The organism is Nocardioides salsibiostraticola (assembly GCF_054783655.1).
Window position 1 is genome coordinate 1 of sequence record NZ_BAAGQD010000004.1, and the last position, 19,002, is coordinate 19,002.

21 protein-coding genes are annotated in these 19,002 nt (G+C 66.2%); 10 read left to right on the top strand and 11 right to left on the bottom strand.

The window, feature by feature from the left end:
* Positions 1-520, bottom strand: a 520-nt coding sequence (locus ACYVLV_RS02815) for a GIY-YIG nuclease family protein (protein WP_460807533.1), incomplete at its 3' end; no start/stop codon positions are given.
* Between the two features lie 139 nt (positions 521-659).
* Here ACYVLV_RS02815 and ACYVLV_RS02820 point away from each other — a divergent pair.
* From ACYVLV_RS02820 to ACYVLV_RS02830, 3 genes are all read left to right on the top strand, one after another.
* Positions 660-1,112 carry a hypothetical protein gene (locus ACYVLV_RS02820; protein WP_460807534.1) on the top strand — a complete coding sequence of 151 codons (453 nt, stop codon included), beginning with the start codon at positions 660-662 and terminating at the stop codon, positions 1,110-1,112.
* A gap of 827 nt (positions 1,113-1,939) precedes the next feature.
* Positions 1,940-2,131: a hypothetical protein gene (locus ACYVLV_RS02825; protein ID WP_460807535.1), complete on the top strand. Its 192-nt coding sequence runs from the start codon at positions 1,940-1,942 to the stop codon at positions 2,129-2,131.
* A gap of 33 nt (positions 2,132-2,164) precedes the next feature.
* Complete coding sequence (locus ACYVLV_RS02830) at positions 2,165-2,542, top strand: hypothetical protein (RefSeq protein ID WP_460807537.1); 378 nt, start codon at positions 2,165-2,167, stop codon at positions 2,540-2,542.
* 67 nt (positions 2,543-2,609) lie between these two features.
* Here the strand turns inward: ACYVLV_RS02830 and ACYVLV_RS02835 are convergent, their stop codons facing one another.
* The 4 genes from ACYVLV_RS02835 to ACYVLV_RS02850 form a co-directional block, all read right to left on the bottom strand.
* Entirely contained in the window at positions 2,610-3,758 is a 1,149-nt protein-coding gene (locus ACYVLV_RS02835) for a DUF6544 family protein (RefSeq protein ID WP_460807539.1), read from the bottom strand.
* Positions 3,755-4,486 carry a hypothetical protein gene (locus tag ACYVLV_RS02840; RefSeq protein WP_460807540.1) on the bottom strand — a complete coding sequence of 244 codons (732 nt, stop codon included), beginning with the start codon at positions 4,484-4,486 and terminating at the stop codon, positions 3,755-3,757. The genes ACYVLV_RS02835 and ACYVLV_RS02840 overlap by 4 nt, the downstream gene beginning before the upstream one ends.
* Before the next feature lie 82 nt (positions 4,487-4,568).
* A complete protein-coding gene (locus tag ACYVLV_RS02845; protein WP_460807541.1) occupies positions 4,569-7,112 on the bottom strand; it encodes an ABC transporter permease in 2,544 nt (847 codons plus the stop codon).
* A 1-nt stretch (position 7,113) separates the two neighbouring features.
* Positions 7,114-7,905, bottom strand: a complete 792-nt coding sequence (locus ACYVLV_RS02850) for an ABC transporter ATP-binding protein (RefSeq protein ID WP_460807543.1) — start codon at positions 7,903-7,905, stop codon at positions 7,114-7,116.
* Between the two features lie 391 nt (positions 7,906-8,296).
* On the opposite strand from ACYVLV_RS02850, the gene ACYVLV_RS02855 reads away from it, so the two are divergent.
* The 3 genes from ACYVLV_RS02855 to ACYVLV_RS02865 all read left to right on the top strand — a co-directional run bounded on the left by ACYVLV_RS02855 (position 8,297) and on the right by ACYVLV_RS02865 (position 11,278).
* Positions 8,297-9,037 carry a hypothetical protein gene (locus tag ACYVLV_RS02855; protein WP_460807544.1) on the top strand — a complete coding sequence of 247 codons (741 nt, stop codon included), beginning with the start codon at positions 8,297-8,299 and terminating at the stop codon, positions 9,035-9,037.
* Complete coding sequence (locus tag ACYVLV_RS02860; RefSeq protein WP_460807545.1) at positions 9,034-10,128, top strand: YHYH protein; 1,095 nt, start codon at positions 9,034-9,036, stop codon at positions 10,126-10,128. Before ACYVLV_RS02855 ends, ACYVLV_RS02860 begins: the two co-directional genes overlap by 4 nt.
* A 94-nt stretch (positions 10,129-10,222) precedes the next feature.
* Positions 10,223-11,278: a YHYH protein gene (locus ACYVLV_RS02865; RefSeq protein ID WP_460807546.1), complete on the top strand. Its 1,056-nt coding sequence runs from the start codon at positions 10,223-10,225 to the stop codon at positions 11,276-11,278.
* A 62-nt stretch (positions 11,279-11,340) separates the two neighbouring features.
* On the opposite strand, the gene ACYVLV_RS02870 is transcribed toward ACYVLV_RS02865, so the two are convergent.
* The gene (locus ACYVLV_RS02870) at positions 11,341-12,912 is read right to left on the bottom strand and encodes a Dyp-type peroxidase (protein WP_460807547.1); all 1,572 of its coding nucleotides are present in this window, start codon (positions 12,910-12,912) and stop codon (positions 11,341-11,343) included.
* Between the two features lie 635 nt (positions 12,913-13,547).
* Between ACYVLV_RS02870 and ACYVLV_RS02875 the strand changes: the two genes are divergently transcribed.
* On the top strand, positions 13,548-13,955 hold the full coding sequence (locus tag ACYVLV_RS02875; protein ID WP_460807548.1) for a hypothetical protein: 408 nt from the start codon (positions 13,548-13,550) through the stop codon (positions 13,953-13,955).
* Positions 13,956-14,070: 115 nt separating this feature from the next.
* On the opposite strand, the gene ACYVLV_RS02880 is transcribed toward ACYVLV_RS02875, so the two are convergent.
* Both ACYVLV_RS02880 and ACYVLV_RS02885 read right to left on the bottom strand, forming a co-directional pair.
* A complete protein-coding gene (locus ACYVLV_RS02880; protein ID WP_460807549.1) occupies positions 14,071-14,613 on the bottom strand; it encodes a hypothetical protein in 543 nt (180 codons plus the stop codon).
* Positions 14,614-14,750: 137 nt separating this feature from the next.
* Positions 14,751-15,614, bottom strand: coding sequence for a patatin-like phospholipase family protein (locus ACYVLV_RS02885; RefSeq protein ID WP_460807550.1), 864 nt, complete (start codon positions 15,612-15,614; stop codon positions 14,751-14,753).
* Between ACYVLV_RS02885 and ACYVLV_RS02890 the strand changes: the two genes are divergently transcribed.
* Together ACYVLV_RS02890 and ACYVLV_RS02895 are read left to right on the top strand one after the other, a co-directional pair.
* On the top strand, positions 15,607-15,744 hold the full coding sequence (locus ACYVLV_RS02890) for a hypothetical protein (protein ID WP_460807552.1): 138 nt from the start codon (positions 15,607-15,609) through the stop codon (positions 15,742-15,744). The two genes, ACYVLV_RS02885 and ACYVLV_RS02890, sit on opposite strands and share 8 nt — an antisense overlap.
* A gap of 120 nt (positions 15,745-15,864) precedes the next feature.
* Complete coding sequence (locus ACYVLV_RS02895) at positions 15,865-16,566, top strand: Crp/Fnr family transcriptional regulator (protein ID WP_460807554.1); 702 nt, start codon at positions 15,865-15,867, stop codon at positions 16,564-16,566.
* Between the two features lie 62 nt (positions 16,567-16,628).
* Here the strand turns inward: ACYVLV_RS02895 and ACYVLV_RS02900 are convergent, their stop codons facing one another.
* Together ACYVLV_RS02900 and ACYVLV_RS02905 are read right to left on the bottom strand one after the other, a co-directional pair.
* Entirely contained in the window at positions 16,629-16,940 is a 312-nt protein-coding gene (locus ACYVLV_RS02900) for a hypothetical protein (protein ID WP_460807555.1), read from the bottom strand.
* Complete coding sequence (locus ACYVLV_RS02905; protein WP_460807556.1) at positions 16,940-17,230, bottom strand: YiaA/YiaB family inner membrane protein; 291 nt, start codon at positions 17,228-17,230, stop codon at positions 16,940-16,942. The genes ACYVLV_RS02900 and ACYVLV_RS02905 overlap by 1 nt, the downstream gene beginning before the upstream one ends.
* A gap of 185 nt (positions 17,231-17,415) precedes the next feature.
* Here ACYVLV_RS02905 and ACYVLV_RS02910 point away from each other — a divergent pair, with 185 nt between their 5' ends.
* Complete coding sequence (locus tag ACYVLV_RS02910) at positions 17,416-18,156, top strand: NAD(P)H-hydrate epimerase (protein ID WP_460807557.1); 741 nt, start codon at positions 17,416-17,418, stop codon at positions 18,154-18,156.
* A 73-nt stretch (positions 18,157-18,229) separates the two neighbouring features.
* Here ACYVLV_RS02910 and ACYVLV_RS02915 read toward each other — a convergent pair whose 3' ends face one another.
* On the bottom strand, positions 18,230-18,985 hold the full coding sequence (locus tag ACYVLV_RS02915; RefSeq protein WP_460807558.1) for a hypothetical protein: 756 nt from the start codon (positions 18,983-18,985) through the stop codon (positions 18,230-18,232).
* Positions 18,986-19,002 lie beyond the last annotated feature (17 nt).

Genomic DNA, 19,002 nt, shown 5'->3' on the forward strand with positions numbered 1-19,002 from the left:
GGGCTGTAGCGACGCGTAGTCGGCTTGCCCGGGGTGTTGTTTTTCGGCATGAGTCCATCCTCGTTTCAAAACGATGGAGACTCCAACCAACCCAGGGCGATTCACACGTCGACAGCGTCAACCGCTTGTCCATCCAGGCACTTAATCGCTCTTCGCTACGGTCTTCGAGTCCGAAGTTGGCACTCCCATCAGGCTTGACCAGGTTGCGAGGCACAGCAACCAGTTCGAAGTCGTTCGCGAGTAGGGCCGCGAGGCTGCGCCGAACTGTCGACGAGCCGGTCTTTCCAGCGGTGAAGTGCGTACCGACATCGCGTCCGTTCAAACTTCGCTCGGCTTTGCCAACGTAGAGAGGTTGGGTGGCAAAGACAGGCGATAGACCGAGATCCGACCATGCTCTGGCGTCGCCATAGAACGCATATAGTCCCGGATTCTTCGGCACAACCTCAGCTGCCTCAGCTCGGGAACGCTTCTTGTCGGCCAAGGCCCCAAGCGCGGCGACGACGATGTCTTCATTGGTCATATCTCATTCTCGCTCTCGGTGGCGTCCAGGAGCACATTGTTCGCGCCTTTCCGCGCGAAGAGGGCGACCATCCCTAGCGAGCGGTCGCAAGATCTGGAGCAACGCGACTCGGCGGCGACTACTCGTTAACCTGACCAGCATGACTATCTGGCGCAGCGTGATCTCGGCCGTCATGCTGGTGTCTGTGACTGCATGCGGTGGCTCCATCGATTCGTCTCCGACGCTGGGCGGGACGTCCGCGGACGTTGAAACTTTCACTGCGACAGGGGTTCTGACACTCGCTCTGCCATTAATGAGTGACAGCATCGAGGGCAACCTTGACCTGTGCCTTCGACAGATGCCCGTACAACTCGGCCGCCAGATCACGATCGAGAATGCTCAAGACGAAGTTGTGGGCTTCGGCACTTTGAAGCCACCAGACTTCGACCCGACCGATGGAACCTGCCGGTCTTCTTGGACTGCGAAAGGCGTCCCCGCGTCCGTGGAGGTCTACTCGCTCGTGGTCGGCGACGACTACAGGCCGATCTATTTTCGACAGTCTGAGGGCGAGGCAGGAATGGTCTCCTCGTTTCCCGCCTCAGCCACTCCCTGATGCAGAACCGGATCATGGTCGTTCAAGTCGGCGGGCCGAGTCGGACAGCGACCTCGACCGACCCCTAACTGCGGCTGCCTGATCTCGATTGAAATCGTTTGGGTAGCTTGATATTCGGACTACTCCGGCGCCATCTACAGACGTGCATGTGCGTCATTCCCCCGCGAATGCCCTTGAACCGGGTGCGCTCCAGAGCCAGCGCGACGGGTGTCCGACGGCGTCCACTCTCGGCGTGTTCATCGACGCCCAAGGTCGCGACGCTCTCTTACCGGTTTGTGTCCGCGGGTCGTCGCTTGGAGTGTGGGTCGGATCGAGTTCCACTCCGCGGCCCATGTTGTTGACAACGGCCGGGCCAGACGTTGGCTCAACCGTGTCTGCCTGGGGCGTCGGCGGGGTGCAGACTTGGGGTCGCTTGCTGCTCGTACCCCAAGTATTCCCCGTTTAATCGCGCAAACGGGGTCATCTAACGGCCCACAAGTTCAAGTTCTGTTTTGCCGGGGCGAGTGTTGTCGCAGGTCAGAGCACATGTCGGCACAGCTTGACCCATGCGCGTGACCCGTCGTTTGTGATCAAGGGGTCGCAGGTTCAAATCCTGTCAGCCCGACCGAGAACTGCCTCTGACCTGCGGAAACGCAGGTCAGAGGCGTTTTTTCTTTGTCGAACCGTCGTGTGGTCCCGAGTGGTGGTGACCCCTGCGCACGCGCAACGACACATGAACGGCGCTTTCTGCGGCAAGAAGTGACCTTCGGCTCTGACGAGAAGCGGCGGGCAGGGCGATGCTGAACCTGCGCCCCGACACGAGACGGCGGCCGCGGAAGGAATCTACGGTGACGAGCGACAGCAAGGCATTCGGACAAGCGGACCAGTACACGGGCCTCGGCGCCGGTGTCGGGGCGGGTATCGGCGCGACGATCGGCATTCTGATCGGTGGTTGGGCGTTCCCGGTGGGCATCGGTGTGGGCGCCGGAGTCGGTCTCGCGCTGGGTGCTGCGATAGATGGACGACACGTCGAGGGGTAGCCCTCGAAGCGAGATTCACGAAGGAGCGGCATCATGCGGTTCAACGCACTGGTCTTGAGGCTGATCGAGGGCCCCGGGCACCGTTTGCTGCCACGCGAGCTCACTGAGATCTCCTACATCGCTCCGATCTCTGGCAACGCCATCCGCTTCCCAGCGCAAAGCGTCGTGGATGCGAACCGGTTCCTGGTCGTAGCCGTCCGCCCGGAGAGTAAGCGGTGGTGGCGGGCGTTCAGGCATCCACTACCAGCGCTACTCGTCCGAGGCGGCACAAGGTACGAAGCGACCGGGCGGGTCCTCGAGGGATCGGAGCGGCTCACTGCTCTCCAGGCATACCTGGTTGCTCATCCCGGAAGCCGCCGCGCGATCGGACCCGAAACACCAATCATCGCGTTCGAGAAGGTGAACTTCTGACCGTTCTCGTCGTGTGCGCTTGGCGCGAGGGCCACGGGTCCACAGCCTCCACCATCGCCCTGGCTCCCTATCGCGCCGTTGCCTCGCCGGCGTCGGCGTTGTAGTCGATGTCGTCCAGATCGAACTCCAGATAGGTGAACGACTCTCCGGGCTGTGCGGGGTGCCAGACACCTTCACCCGACGTCAGGATCCGACGGCCACCGACGTCACGGTGTCCCGCCAGCGGGGTCGACCAGCGTCGTTGCTCGAAGGTCTTGCTGTCGGAGGATGCGGCGGTCCGGTCGTCCGAGACGAAGTCGACGAGGTCGTGCTGGGCGTCAAAGGTCAGAATGGCGGAGATGGTCTGGTCGCCGTCAGTGAACTCTCCGCGGACGTGCCGTTCGTCGATGTCTGTCCACCTCGCGGTGGCGTCGACGATCGCGCCGGGAGCCATAACGACGAGGTCGTTGAGCACAGTGACGGTCTCCGCGCGATCCATCTCAGGGCCGGAGGCGTCGACGAGGGTGAACAGGGAGAGCAGTTTCACGCGCATCGTGGCCGTGGTGTCGGCAAAGACGTGCAGGACGGTGACCGGTAGCCCGGATCTGGTGGCGTCCATCATGAAGATGCGTTGCGGCTGCGCTCCGTACGTGTTGACCTGCTGACCGGTGAACGGCATCCACGCCGCGTCCGGGCCGCTGCGGATCCGGCCGTGGAAATCGGCGTGGAAGCTCACCACCCGGGGCTGTCCCACAGCGCCGGAGCGCCGGATGTACGCCGCCAGGGGCTCAGGCAAGTCCACCAGATCCGCTTCGTCCAGGACCGCCGGAGACGGGTCGACGCCGGCGAGGGCGTGCGTGGCGCCTTCCCGGTACTCGGCATGGAAGCTGGTCGGCCCCTCGGTCGCGAAGCCGTACCCGGCGGCGAGGACGAGGACGACGTTCACGATGGTCCCGGCTCGCGCGTCCTGCCAGGAGGTGATGATGGCGATCTGCGAGATCGCCGCGGCGCCCAGGGCTAGGGCCCACCACCACGTGGGTGTACCGACGGCGAGGAGTGCCGCGGCGGTCAGGACGAGCACGGCAGCGAGCAGCCAGAGCACCCCTGTCACGACGCTGATCGGTTTCGTGAGCTGGGAGACGTCGGCCCACCCGAAGCCCTTGGCCACACCCAGGAGATGGATGAGTCCGTGGCCCGCGAAGACGACGACGAGCAACCAGCGGAGGGTTGTGGTCATGGGGTGGTCCTCCCGTGTGGCGGTAGGAAGGTGTCGGTGTCGGGGTTGTGCAGGACGGCGGTGACATGCAGAGCGGTGTGGCTGATGACCGAGCCGATGGGGTTGAGGGTGACGAGCGTGGGCACGCTCCACATCACGTTACCGATGAGTGGTTTCACCACCTTGTCCGAGCGGAAGTCGCTGTAGCCGACGTGGTACGTCGCAGTCATGACGAGCGAAGCGAGCATCGCCGCGGCAACGACGGCGACCTGGCCGATCAGGTGTGTGCGTAATCTGCTCCCCGACGCGGCCGCGAAGACGGCCAGGATCGGGAAGACGGACAGCAGCAGAGCATCCATTGCGCCGTACATCACGCCGCGCCAGAGCAACGCCCACGCAAGTTCCAGGCCCTCGGGTCGGGCGGTCGCGGCATCGGTGCGGATCACGACGACCGCGAGCACGCCGGCGAAGACCACGCCCAACGTGACGGCGAGCGGCCAGCGCCGACGCAGCATCGTCCCGACCTGCTGGTCGGTGGCGCGGGCCCACAGCGCGAAGAACGTGAGCACGAAGGCTGCGTAGATGCCGTAGTAGAGGTCGCGCGACAGGTCCAGCACGTCGGCGAAGACGAACGGGACCAAGAAGCCCAGGACCAGCCCGAGCGCGAGCCACCGGAGCTGCTGGGAGGCGACCCCGGGAAGTTGCGAGTCTGAGTGCGCACTCGGGGAGCTCAGTTGTGTGCTTGCCATGGTGGTGTCTCCTTCTTGCCCACTCCCGGCGACCTCTGGACTCCGGGAGTGTGCGCGTGAACGGTGTGTATCAGGGGTCGGGCTAGGAGGTGGCGATGGATTGCAGGATGTTCAGGCGTGCGGCTCGTAGAGCCGGTAGGCCTGCCGCCAGCACCCCGACGACGCCTGAGGCCAGCAGCATTGCGAGGATCAGGGTCCACGGAATGGCGAGGACCGTCAGTCCCTGGGAGACGAGACCGTGCTGGAGGGCGACGCCGAGTCCGAGCCCGAGCGCGGTGCCGAGCAGGGCGCCGAATACGGCAGTGGTCACGGCTTCGATGGTGACCATGGAGCTGAGCTGTCTGCGTCGTAGTCCGATCGCCCGGAGCAGCCCGATCTCACGCGTCCGTTCGAACACGGACAGTGCCAGGGTGTTGATGATCCCCAACACAGCGACGATGACGCTGAAGAGGAGGAGGACGTAGAGCAGGTTGATGAGTGTGTCGACCGAGGCCCCCTGGGCGTCTGCGAACTCCGCTTTGTCCTCGACCGAGACGATCAGATACGGACGGACGAGGTCGGTCAGCTCCGCTCGCAGGGCAGGGAGGTCGGCCCCGGGGATGGCCCGCACGAAGAGACGAGCATCGGCGCGCTGTCCCGAGGGGAGAGCGGCGTCATAGAGCGATCGGTCCACGATCACGCCTCCTTCGCCGAAGGCCTGACTGTCCTGATAGATCCCACCCACGACGAGCGACTCACCGCTCAGTGTCCCGACCGAACCGGTCAGGGAGTCGCCCACCTGCCAACCTTGCTCGTTGGCGGTGCTCTCACCGACCAGGACCGTGTGACGGTCGAGCGCTGACAGTTGGCCGCTCTTCATCGGGACCAGGAAGTTGTCCGCTACGTCGGTGGCGATGGCGGCGGCGGCTGTGGTGTGAAAAGTCCCGATCCGCAGGTCCACGAAGCTCAGGGCGGCGACCGAGCGCACGGCGGACAGCTCACGGGCGCCGAGTGCCACTGGTGCTGGCACCGGAGCAACGTTTCCGCTGTTCAGCACGAAGTCCGAGGTCAGCTCCTCGGACACACCACTGCTCACGCTGGCCTTGACGCTCTCGGCCAGCACGGAGGTGCCGGCGATCAGGGCAAGTCCGATCATCAGGGCGCTCGCCGTGGTCGCCGTACGACGGGGAACGCGCAACGCGTTCTCGCGGGCGAGTCGGCCGATGGCCCCGAAGAGGGCGACGAAAGGCAAAGCGATGACGCGTACGACGGGACGGGTCGCCAGCGGTGCCGCGACCAGCATGCCGAGCACCGCGGCTACGGCTCCCACGGCAGCGACCGGCCAGGAGACCTGGTCGCGCGTGACTGCGGCACCCAGGACCACCGCACCCGAGACCAACAGCACGAGGCCGATCCCGCCACGCCGCCCGAGACCGCCGGTGACTGCGCCGACGTCTCCGCGCATGGCTGCCACCGGGGCAACCCGGGAGGCACGCCGTGCTGGCATCACGGCGGAGACGACGGTGACCACGACTCCGACCAGGACGCTCAACGCGACCGTGGTCGCACTGAGCGGGAGGTCGGATCCGATGTCGGTGCTGAAGAGAGTCCGGATGGCCGCCCCGGCACCGGCAGCGATCAACAGGCCGAAGGCGATACCGAGGCCCGAGCCCACCACGCCGATGACGACCGCCTCGCCGAGCACACTGCGGATCACCTGGGCCCGGGTCGCGCCGATGGCGCGGAGCAGGGCGAGCTCTCTAGCGCGCTGTCCGACGAGCATCGAGAAGGTGTTGACGATGATGAATGAGCCGACGAAGAGCGCGACGCCGGCAAAGGCCAACAGAAAGGTGGTGAAGAAGGCGAGTCCCTTCTGTAGGGACGTTTCCTTCTCGCTCTGCACGGTCGCGCCCGTGACCGCCTCGAGGTTCGACGGCAGCACGTCCGCTACGGCTGTGCGCAGCGTTGTCTGGCTGACCCCGGGTGTGGCGGTCACCGACAGGGACGGGACCCTCCCATCGGGAGCGAAGGCCTCTAGTGCCGTGGCTTCATCCACGAGAACGACGGTGGCGCCGAAGAGAGAGGATCCGACCTCAACCTCACCGGTGATCGTGGCCTGCCCGGCCTGGTCACCGATGACGATGCGGGTGTGGTCGCCCACCTGCAGATGTGCTCGTTCCAGGGTGCTGCTCTCGACGACGATCTCTCCCGAATCGTTGGGGCCGCGACCCGAGAGCAGGGTGAACCCCGGATCGTCCGCGGAGTAGGCGAACCCGAGAGATGGCGCACCACCATTGCTGACCGCGATACCGTCGCTGCCGGCCAGGATGGCGGTGCCCTCGAGGCTCGGCAACACCCGCTCCACGCCGTCCACCGCCAGAATCGAGTCGACGAGCACCAGAGGCACACCGAGTGCGATGGTGGACCCGTCGACGTTGACCGGGGACACTGCGGCGGCCTCGGCGTCGCGAACCGAGACATCCAAACCCTTGGACGACTGGGCGACGAGCCCACCCAGGGTGTTGTCGATACTGTCGCGGAGCACGAAGGTGCCGGTGACGAACGAGACGCCCAGCATCACGGCGAACGCCGTCAGCAGGAGCCGGACGATGTGACCCTGCAGTCCGCGGAGGGTGACGTGCAGCATGTCAGGAGTCCTGTCCGGCGAGTTCGAAGGATTTCATCCGGTCGAGGACCCCGGCCGTGGTCGGCGCGAGGATCTCATCGACGATCCGACCGTCGACCAGGAAGAGCACCCGGTCGGCGTACGACGCTGCGGCCGGATCGTGAGTGACCATCACGATGCTCTGCCCGAAGTCGTCAACCGAGTGCCGCAGGAAGGCCAGGATCTCGGCACTGGCACGGGAGTCCAGGTTGCCGGTGGGCTCGTCGGCGAAGACGATGGCGGGGCGACGCACCAGCGCCCGGGCGCAGGCGACCCGCTGCTGCTGACCACCGGACAGCTCGTCGGGCCGGTGACCAAGCCGATCCCGGATCCCCAACGCTTCGACCACCGTGTCGAACCAGGCGACATCGAGCTTCACGCCCGCAATGTCGACGGGCAAGGTGATGTTCTCGCGAGCGGTGAGGGTCGGCACCAGGTTGTAGGCCTGGAAGACGAAGCCGAGGCGGTCGCGGCGGAGCAGCGTCAGTGCCTTGTCCTTGAGGCCGCGTACGTCGACCCCGTCGATGATCACGCGACCGGAGGTCGGTGCGTCCAGCGCGGCCATGCAGTGCATCAGCGTGGACTTGCCGGACCCCGACGGACCCATGATCGCGGTGAGCCGACCACGGCCGAACTCCACCGTGACGTCGTCGAGAGCCACCACCTGGGCGCCGCCCGTCCCGTAGATCTTGGACAGGCCCTCGGCTCGAGCGACAGCGTCCCCATCGGTGAGGGCGTCGATTTCTGCGGGGGTGCGTTCCCGGGTGAGCGTCATGTGGTGCTCCAGAACAGCCAGCGAGGAGGCAGACCGTGAGTTGTGTGTCATGCACGGCGCTTGGGCGATCTGGCGACGTACTTCCCTACCTAGGACGCTAGATGGACACTTACGGCACTCCCAGGGCCGAACGACCCGCCCCCGGGGGCCGCCCGGCACTGAATGGGTGGAGGCCGCCCTGAGCGAGCTCAAGGTCGAGCGGACGTGTTGAGGACGAACGACTCGATGGCAAGGCAAGCGAAGGTCGCCTGGTCAGGCTGAAACGCCAGACCTGAATGGAACGTACATCTGTCCTCATGCCTCGATCACAGCAAGTCCGCAGAGTTGTCACAGGCGGCCGTCGTAGGTTCTCGAAGCAACCAAGCAACCACCAATCCTAGGAGCCGACGCAGTGCCCATCACATCCCGACTGGCCAGTGCTCTGGTCGTCACAATGGGGTTGCTCGCGACGGGCTGCTCCTCGGACACCACCGCCCAAGATTCCGCCGTCAGCCAGAGTGCGAGTGCTTCTGCGTTCACCGATGACGCGCCCACGGCTGACACCTCTGGTGCCTCGACGGGGTTCCAGATCGAGGTGTGGGCCGACAACTGGAGCGTGGTCTACATCGACGGCGAGAAGATCGGAGAAGACTCGGTGCCGATCACGACCGAGCGCTCGTTCAACGCAGAGACGTACACCTTCGACGCCCAGACGCCGTTCACGGTCTCGATCGAGGCCAGGGACTTCAAGGAGACCGACTCGGGGATCGAATACATCGGAGAGCCCAACCAGCAAATGGGTGACGGGGGCATCATCGCCCAGATCACTGATCTGGCCACCGGGGACGTCGTGGCATCGACCGACGCGGACTGGCAGTCGCTAGTCGTCCAGCAGGCGCCGCTCAACACCGACTGCGCCGATGACCCGGACCCTGACGCGACCTGCGAATCGGCCGCGGTCGACATCCCCGCGGACTGGACGTCACCGGACTTCGACGACAGCGACTGGGTGGCGGCCACCGAATGGAGCGCGGCCGAGGTCAGCCCCAAGGAGGGCTACGAAGAGATCACCTGGGACCCTGCGGCGCGACTCATCTGGGGGACCGATCTCGAGGTCGACAACACCATCCTGCTGCGTTCGACGGTCTCGTGAGGACCAGTGGGAGCAACGCGATCGCGAAGTTCCACCATCATCCTCATGGGCACCCGCACGAGCACCCGCACGAGCACCCGCACATCGCAAGCGCGTTGGACCGGCGCGCGTTGTTGCAGTCCGGAGCCTTCGGAATCGGAGCCATGCTCCTCGCGGCGTGCAGCTCGAGCGCTTCATCGGTGTCCGGCCAAGACGGCAACTCGGCCCCGACCCCCTCAACCTCCCCTCCGGGCGCCACAGACGGGGTGGACCTCACCGATGGCGCCACGCAATCGTCACTCGACGGGTTCGACGCCTTCGCCGACTCGGTGCGGACCTTCACCACCGGTGACCTGTGGCTGGTCGAATCCGACGGCCTCCCGTCCCACCCGATGATGGTGGGCATCACCAGCTGGCAGCAGCAGGTGCCCGTCGCCCAGGCCTACGTCGGTGCCAACGCGTGGCAGTTCCCCGTGACACCCCAGATGGCAGACACGCCCATCTCGGCGAAGACGGGACTGTTTCGTGGGGCGATCGCGATCGCCGCGAACGGGGTCCCCGTCTTCAACGCGCTCAACAACCGCGGAGATGATGCCTTCCTGGCCGGCGAACTCGACGAGTTCGGGGGGCACTGCGGTCGCGGGGACGACTATCACTACCACGTGGCCCCCCTGCATCTCGAGGAAGCCGTCGGACCCCAGAATCCCATTGCGTACGCCCTGGACGGGTACGCCATCTACGGCTCCGTCGAGCCCGACGGCAGCGCGGTCCAAGACCTGGATGAGTACAACGGTCACCCCGGTATCGACGGCGCGTATCACTATCACGGCACCACGACGTACCCCTACATCAACGGCGGCCTCGTCGGCGTGGTCGATGTGTCCGACCAGGTCGAACCACAACCGGTGACCCCTGCGTTCCGTGAAGCCGGGGAACCCCTGCCCGGTGCCACCATCACCGCATTCGACGACCTAGGCAACGGGTCCTACGTGCTCGAGTACACCATCGACGGGACGGTCGGGTCTGTGGCTTACACGGTCACGGACGCCACCGTGGACTTCCAGTTCACCAGTCCTAGCGGTGAGGTCACGTCGGAGACGTACCGCCGCTGAGCCGGGCGCCCGGAGTTCGCATCACAGTGTCACCACAGGCGGGCACCGTAGGTTCCTCGGAGCAGCATCAGCCACCACCCGAGGAGCCGACATCTTGCCCATCACCCCCCGCCTAGCCAGCTTGCTGGTCGTCTCGGCAGTGCTCGTGTCCGCTTGCGGAAGCGATCCATCGCCCGAAGAGACGACGACCGAGTCGACCGACGGGGACACCGGCACGGTGAGCTCGATCGATCCCGATGGCTTCCTCGACGGCGCCCTGACCGAGGACGCGACCACCACGGACTGCACCCTGGTGAGCGGTACCGACACCTCCTGCTACGAACTCACCGTTGCCGGCTTCCCAGCCAACCGTGACGAGATCGGGCCGTGGTGCCCGGAGACGACGTCCGACACCGCGGAGGACGCCGGGATCTGGTTCGACGGCGAGACGGTGTACGACGTCGACGGGGAGTTCATCACGAGTCTCGCCGAGATCTACGACGACCCGACCTGGAAGCTGTACGACGACGAAGGCAACGTCCTGTCGACCGACACGTCCGAGAAGTTCAACGATCTCGTCACCGGAGGCGCTCAGGCGGATGCGGACGCCGGGCCGGTGAACCTGTGTGTCTACGGCGAAATCGAGTGGACCGACGACGGCGGTGCCATCCCCTCCACGGTGACCATCCCCGTTACGCCCGTCGTCGCCGACGAACCCACCAGCGCCGGCACAACTATCGGGGTCACGCTCGACGGCGTGGTCATCGACGGAAGCGCACCGATCGATCTCATCCTGGGCAACTACACGATCGGGGTCTTCGATGACTGCGGTGGTCACGTCAACCCCCAGGAGGGTTACCACATGCACGCCACGACGGGTTGTTCGGACGCCGATCAAGACGTCCCCGAGGGCGAGACGGCGATCTTCGGCTATGCCCTCGACGGCTTCGGCATCCACGCCCCCTACGAGACGGCCGCCGCGGTCGAGGCTGGGCTGGATGAATGCAACGGTCACGAAACCGAGAGCCTCGGCTACCACTACCACGCCAACGACGTGGCGGAGAACGCCGTCCTGACCTGCCTGACGGGTGAAACGACCGAGCTGGCCGACGCCGGGCCCGGCGGAGGAGGGCCACCCCCTGGTGGTGACGCACCTCCCAGCGACGGTTGATCACCTGCGCCCCGCCGCGTGCGGGTGCAGGTGGCTAGCCTCGCCGAACAGGGGGAGAGGTTTCAGCCGCGGCGCTGCTTTCGACGCTCGGTCGGCACGTGGCGCGAGAGTTGTCGCAGCGCGGAGATCGAAGGTTGGAACAGGTAGGCACCACCGGTCGTCGTGACGTAGCGCTCCAACATCGTGATGTGGTCGGGCTTTCCACCCGGGAGCGACATCGTCCTCGTCGAGTCGGCCTGTCCGATCACCAGATCGTGGCCAGCGTCCGTGCCCGGTGCGTCGGGGTTGTTGACCCAGTCGCGTTGGACGAACTCGAACTGTCGCTCGATCGAGGTCTGGTAGGCCAGGAACAGCAGCCCCCGGTCGTGGGGAAAAGCTGGCGTGGCGCCGCTGGGCGATGTCGACGGCGCAGATTCGTCGTACGACAGCCCGAACGGAATGCCACGGCGCAGCAGCCGCCGTGTCTGGGTGTCGGACTCGCCGCCGGTCGGGGTGGCGTCGTCGCGGGGGTAGGTCTTGCGGATGTGCGCGGCCAGCGGGACGACCCCACCGTCGATGTCCTCACCGAACTCGAAGTCGTTGATCCGGTCGTCGTCAAGCAGCGAGGGATCGTCGACCGACGGGTCGCCAGCGGTGGTGTCCAGCCTCGCCGGCTGATCCTCGGTGTGTTCCAGCGGGGCACCGCTGGGATAGCGCCCGACGATTTTGGCCCCGAGTTGTTCGTCACTCAGACCCTGGGTGCGGGCGGTCTCGCTGATGAACGACCGGAAACCCTCGACGTCCTGGTGGAGACGACGAAAGACCAGGTAGGACCCGTCGGCGGTCCACATCGGGCCGTTATGGGCGTCCGGGCCGGGGTCCGGGTTCACTCCTCCCGGGTGGTCGGGGTGCTCAGTGGCGATCTGGGTCGGGTGCCCGAGCACGAACTCGCCGGGCCAGAGCAGGTCTTGACCTGGCATACCCTGGTCGGGGTTGTCCGGGTTCTGGGGTTGGGTGAAGCCGCGGATACCGGGTTGGGAGATTCCGTCGCGGAAGCCGAAGTGCTCGTGTCCGCGAAGGTCTTGGCGCACCAGCCCGTTCTGGTTGAAGAGCACCTCGATCCCGGCGGCTGTCATCCGGCGGCGCTGCCTGGTGGTGAGGTCCTCCAGCTCAGCGGGGTTGTCGGCCGCAAGCAGGAGCACGCCGTGAAGTCGGCGTGAGGCGAACGGACCGACCCAGGAGTCGGGCGCGTTCTGGTCGACATCGCCGATGTGCGCAGCGCGGGCGGCCATCCCCTGCCGGAAGTCGGACGGGAATCGGGCCAGATCGCGCTCCTTCACGTTCAGGGCGGCAAACCCCTCATAGGTGAAGGCCACGTTGAGCCACCGCGACGTGGGCGTGTCGTCTTCGCCGCCCCGACGGGCCCTGGCCCTCTTGAAGAGTCGGTTGAAGCTCATCACTTCTTCGCTGGTGGCCACCTCGTCCACCAGGTCAGCCAACCACTGACACGCTGGAGCACCAGCGCCCAAGCGGAAGAACAGCAGCCGTTGATGATCCTTGTTGAAACCACCGAGGATGTTGCCCTGGATGTTGTCCAGCGCCAGCGCTGATCCTTCGGACTGCCCTGAAGTGTTCCCCGCGACGGCTCTGGTCACGACCGAGCCGGCGGCTGGACTGCTCTGGGTTACCACGACATTGGTCACTCCGGCGGCGATCAGAGATCGCCGGCTAAAGGGGTTTCGCAGATGATTCGTCATGGAGGCAATGGTGAAGGCCGCGACTGTGCCCGGGCTGAGCAGATGCTGTCGCCCAGGGATGGATCGAGCGTGGCTCAACACCTGCATACCCCGCACCCCCGTCGATCGCTCAGGCGGCGGCTCCCCGATAGTCCCGCGGAAGGCGGAGGGTGAAGGTGACCCCGCCGGTGGGGGTCGGATCGATGTGAACTGGGTGACGGCTAGGCCGAGACCGGCTCAGGCGTTGGCGCCGAGATTGAGGACAGTCTGGTGAATTCGGGCGGCAGCACCTGGCTCAATCAGCACCCCTTGTTCGTACAGGTCGACGTAGCACCATCACCTGACCTACGACTCCCCGAACCTGCCCGCTTGCCGGGTGGGGGCGGCAGCCGAGTCCGGACTCACCGCATCGCCGTATGCGCGGGCGCGGGTCTGGTCGGGCTCGGCTGGACGGCCGCTCTCCTGACCGCCCGATGGCGGCCACCGCTCGGCACAGACAACGTCGACACCTGAGGCCGTCGCTTCCGACGAAGCTGAAGTTGTATGGTCGGCGCATGTTGCCTGGCACGAGCGAACACGACCCGCGAACGCCCATCAGCCCGGATGGACAGTCCTGGTGGGACGGCGAAACTTGGTTGCCACGAGGCCAGGTGCGGGCTCAGCCGCCGCCGGAGGTTCTCGTCGATCTGGACCACAACCAGCGGGTCGAGGCGTTGAACGCAGAGATCGCTCGACGGGTCGAATCGAAGTGGACCGTCGAAACGCGCAGCGACTACCAGGCGGTCATGTCCTACGGCGGCACCACGAACCACGTGTTTCATCTGATCCTGACCATCCTCACGGGCCTGTGGTGGTTGCCTGTCTGGGCCCTCATCTGGGGCGCTGTGCACGTCCTGAACCTCTCGAGCCAGGACATTGCGACCGTCTCGGTTGACGAACAGGGCCAGTCCCACGTCACCTGAGTGAATCGCCCCACCCTGTCCGCGATCACGGTGCCGTTCCCGATGGCCTGCGTCATGACGATCTCCTCGGGTGGCTCGGCTCTGCCAGGGCCGATGATGGATGGGTCGGTTGGGTTCAGGCGTTCGTACGGGTCGAGACCGCTGCGTGGTGCCGGGCGACGATGAGGCCCAGGGTCATGCCGAAGGCGGCGTGAGCGAGGTACCAGAGCCACTGCGGCGAGACGGCTTCTCCGGTGAACAGGTCCGCGGTGCCGTCGTTCAAAGGGAGCACGAGGTAGCTCATGACGACCCAGGTGGCGATGCCGAACATGGAGCCCAGCGCGACCGAGATCAGCACCCCCTGCTTCTTGACCACGACCGCCATCAGGAGGGCGAACGCGACGCCGAGCATCATCGAGTTGGCCAGGTGACCGCCCATGCCCAGGACGATCGCATCGACGTGGTCGGACGGGGCGCCGAACTGGTCGCTGCCGGCGACGAAGGCCCAGATCGCCATGGGGGCATCCCACAGGGTGTGGCCGTCGGCGATGGCACCGTAGGCCATCTCGATCATCGCCATCATCATGCCGGCGACTGCGCCGCCGATGGCTCCGACGGTGATCGTGCGGCGAAGGTTGAGCGAGCCGTGCTGGGCCTTGGTCGAGTGCATGGTGGTCATGGTGTGCTCCTATGAATAGTTGAGGGATCAGGACTGCCGGGTCGGTCCCGGCGCGAACCCCACGGAACGGGGTCTGTATGGGGAACCCGTCGCTGTGTGCCGTTCCGCAGGGACTGTCCGGCTGCTGACACAGTTGGTCAGGACGAGTCAGGAGGACGATGGTGCGGGTGCTCTCCGAACAGACGCAGGGCGGGCCCGTGGGATCCGGAGACCGGGGAGGCCAGCCAGTCGGACGTGTGCTGATACGCCCGCCGGATCAGGTCGTCGGCCTGGCTGAAGTCGGTCGGCGCCACCGAGATCGGACACAGCGGCGGCACGACGCGTAGGTCCACCGCGTCGGCGTAGTGCTCGACGTCGATGCTCAGACGCTGATGGATCATCAGCGTCACCGCATGCAGAGCCATGCCGAGCGCGGCGCGAGGCGGCCGATGCAGCGAGCACGAGTAGCCGGTGGCCAGCACCCAAACGGTGTCTGCGCCCAGCTCCACGGCGTAGGAGATCGGGGTGTTGTTGACCACGCCACCATCCATGTAGTGCCGGCCCTCGATCGGGACCGGCGGGAGGACTCCAGGGATGGCGGTGCTGGCCAGGATCGCCTCTGCAGCGGGTCCGTCGGAGAACAGCACTCCGAGTCCAGTCAGCACGTCGGTCGCCAGGACGTGGAACGGCACCGGCGCGTCTTCGAGGCGCTCGAAGCGCAGATTCTCGCGCAGCAGCTTTCGGAGTCCGCGATCGCTGACGAGGTGGTCGCTACGGCCCGCGAACCCGAGGAGGCCGCGCAGTGGGTCGGCCGGAAACACCTGACCGCGACGCATCGAGCGCCACAGGTTGCCGAGCTCGTCGAGCGGGGCGTTTGCCGCGACCCAGGAACCGTTCAGTGCCCCGACCGAGGTCCCGATCACCAGGTCTGGGCGCACTCCGCCTTCCTGAAGCGCGGTCAGCATGCCCACCTGGGCCGCTCCCAGGTTGGCCCCTCCCGACAGCACGAGCGCCGTGGTCATCTCAGTGCCCGTGCTCGTGCAGATCGCCGAGGAGGGCCTCGATGCCCCGATGGAAGGTGGGGTAGACGAGCCCGGCCTCGGCGAGGCGGCCTGCGACCTCCTGGCCTGCCACACCCAGCCCGATTACTGACGGCGACCTGTTCATGCATGGTTCCAGCTCCTCGTTCGGCTTGTTCGACACCACGTCGTTAGCGATGCGATCTGCTCCGTTAACCCCCGGCCGGAGGAGGAAGATCCGTAGAGTGTCAGCGTGGTGACACAGATGCTCGCTCGGCGCCGGCCGGACCCGACCGCAGTGCAGAGCGCAGCGTGGGTCGCCCGTTGTGTCGGTCGTGGCGCAAGCGTGCCGCTGGGCCCTGAGGACATTCGGGCTCTGGCTGCCACTCTGGAAGCACGCACGATTGCCCCCGGAGGGGTGCTTTTCGCCGCGGGCGTCGGACCTCTGGGCGTGTGGTTGATCCGATCCGGACACGTCGAGCTGTCGGTGGGCTCGGGCCGCAAGCGCGCGGTCCTGACCGTGCTTCATGAAGGCGATGTGGACGGCGACATCGCGATGCTGTTGAAGATGCCCCCGCCCTACACCGCGCGAGCGCTGGACGAGGTCAGCTGCCTGTACCTGTCACCAGAGGCGTTCGATCGCCTTCTCGCCGGCCAAGGGCAGCTGGCGAGACGCTGGTTGACCAGCGTGGCCAGCCGCCTCGCCCACAGCCAGAAGAGGCTGGTCGGGCTTCTCGGCGGGTCACTGACAGCGCAGACCGCGCGGTTGCTCGTGGACGAGGCAGACGCGACCGGGAGCATCTCCCTCTCGCAGGCAACCCTCGCGGCCATGCTCGGCGCTCAGCGCCCCAGTGTGAACAAGATCCTGGGCGAGTTGGCCGCAGCGGGCCTCATCGAGGTCTCCTACCGCAATATCCGAGTGATCGATCGCGACCGCCTCGCACGGGTCGACTGACCCTGACGGGCCAGTCGGTTCAACCGATGCACCCGTCGACGGTGTTATCGCCGTCGGCGTTCTCAAGCGGGTCTGAAGGTGGCCAGTCGTTGCTGCTTCTCTGCCCGACGTGCCTTGGTCGCGGTCAGCAGCGCGCCGCCCACGAACGTCAGGCCGGTCAGGCCATAGAGCAGGGGGTAGGCCCACGGGGCTGGCGGAGTGTCGACCAGAAAGGGAAGTGCGTCGGTCGCGACGAGCAGGACGACGGTGCTGACGAAGACGACGCCCGTGGCGGTCAGGGTCCCCAACGCCGCGGCGATGACGTACCGCCTGGTGGCAGCGGCCACGACGAGCCCGAGCGGGAGCAACAGCGCCGTCACGGCCAGGAAGCCCATCAGGACACGGCCTTGAACGGGTCGTGCTCGGCCAGGATCTTATCGACGCGGGCCTGGTCGAGACGAGACACGACGTACTTGTCGTCCTGGGCGTCGCGGATGACCTTCGCGAGCGTGAAGGAAGAGGAGACGAGGAACAGGCAGGTCATGGCGAGGAAGCCGCGCTGCCAGGCGTCCATCGGCATGTAGAGCAGGGCCCACAGCAGGCCGAGGAGGGCAATGCCGAAGGAGGCAACCGCCTGGAAGAAAAAGGCCTGGGTGTTCTTGGTGGGTGCGGACTGGTTGCTCATGGGGGCTCTTTTCGTCGGGCGGCTGTTGCTCGGCTTGATGTCCCCAGGCTCGCGGGCCCCGTCCGCCGACGCATGAGTCCGAATACTCAATCGTTGCGCGAGTGCTGTGCGCGAACGATGATGCAGATCATGAGCCCTTTCGAGCCGTACGTCGTGGCGACAGCACCCAGAGTCTGCGAGTAGCGATGCAATCCTTTCGAACCGAGGCAGGAGAGATCGTCGGGGCCGTCACCGCCGACCAGATGCGGGAGCTCGATCGGGTGGCGATCGAGGAGACCGGGCCGAACCTGTTCCAGATGATGGAGAACGCGGGACGGAACCTCGCCTCGATGTGTGTCGAGATGCTGGGTGAGCAGTGGCCCTCGGCTCCGGTCGTCATCGTGGCCGGCACCGGCGGAAACGGTGGCGGTGGGATCTGTGCGGCACGACACCTCGCCAACCGCGGGGGAGACGTCACGCTGGTGGTCTCTGATATCCAGCGTCTGTCGGGTGTTCCGGCTCAACAGTTGGCCCTCTTTCGAGCCAGCGGCGGCAAGACCGCCGAGGGCGGGTCTTCACAGAACCTCGAGGCGTCGCTGACGGTGGATGCCCTGCTGGGCTACAGCCTCGCGGGCGCACCGTACGGCGCTGCCTTGGACCTGATCGAGTGGATGTCGCAGCTTGGTGCTCCGGTATTGGCGCTGGATGTTCCTTCCGGGATCGACGCCACCAGCGGTGACTCGCCAGGAGCGCACGTCCGCGCGGCAACCACGATGACGTTGGCCCTGCCGAAAACGGGGCTCGCGGGGGACACGGTTGGTGAACTCTGGGTGGCCGACATCGGCATCCCTCGTGGCGTCCTGGAGCAGGCACGGGTTCCACTGCCGCCCGCCAGCCTGTTTGCGCAGGGCTACCGCCGCCGGCTCGTCGTACCTCCACGCCAATGAGCCGAGCCGGACAAGGGGGCCTCCGCTCGCGAGGAGGGCGCCACTGTGTCGCTCACCGGTGCCTCCGGTCGAGCTAGCTGTTGCCTGCGGCTAGCAGGGAGCGACCTTCGCGAAGGAAGGCGAGGGCGGCGCTCGCTGGATCGGGCTCGGCGAGCAGATCGGCGTACCGCAGCACGGCCATGCTGCCTGCCGACCAGTAGGCGCTGTCGGGTTTGTCGTCGGGGTACCAGGGCGCGACGTACACGTAAGGCAGCTCCTCCGGACCGGCGGTGGCGTCCTGGGTCACGTCTCCTGGTGAGAACCCGTAACTGGCCCGGGTCGTCCCGTCGGGATCGCCGATCTCGATGGCGGGGTCGAAGTGTTCGGGCCACAGTTGCGGGTCGCTGGCGTGCTTCGAGTCTTCCTCCATCGACAGGGTCTCGAGGACCCCCCAGGCCAGGCCGAACCATCCGGCAAGCGCTGAGGCATCGGTTGCGTCAATCCCCAGATCGGCGTCGAGCGACCCGGGCTTGGGGATGTCGAGCTGTTCGGCCCACGCCACGTCGGGGTCGACACCGACGAAGCGTCCCGCGGCAGCCAGCGTCGACAGGGGTTCCTGGCGTCGACCGGCGTCGGAGTGCACAACGAGGTCTGCGCCCTCCACGGCGACCGCGGTCATCCCGTCGGGGCCCCCGTAGGTCGGAGTAGCCAGGCCGCCGGGGGAGGCGCGCAGTCCCATCCGGCCCATGGCGTGTCGACGAGCGGGGCTGACGACGTACGCCGCGACGCGGTGGACCGCGAGTCGGGTGGCGGGGAACGAGTCCGAGAGTGGGACCAGTGCTGGGTTCATGATGATTCCTTCGTTCA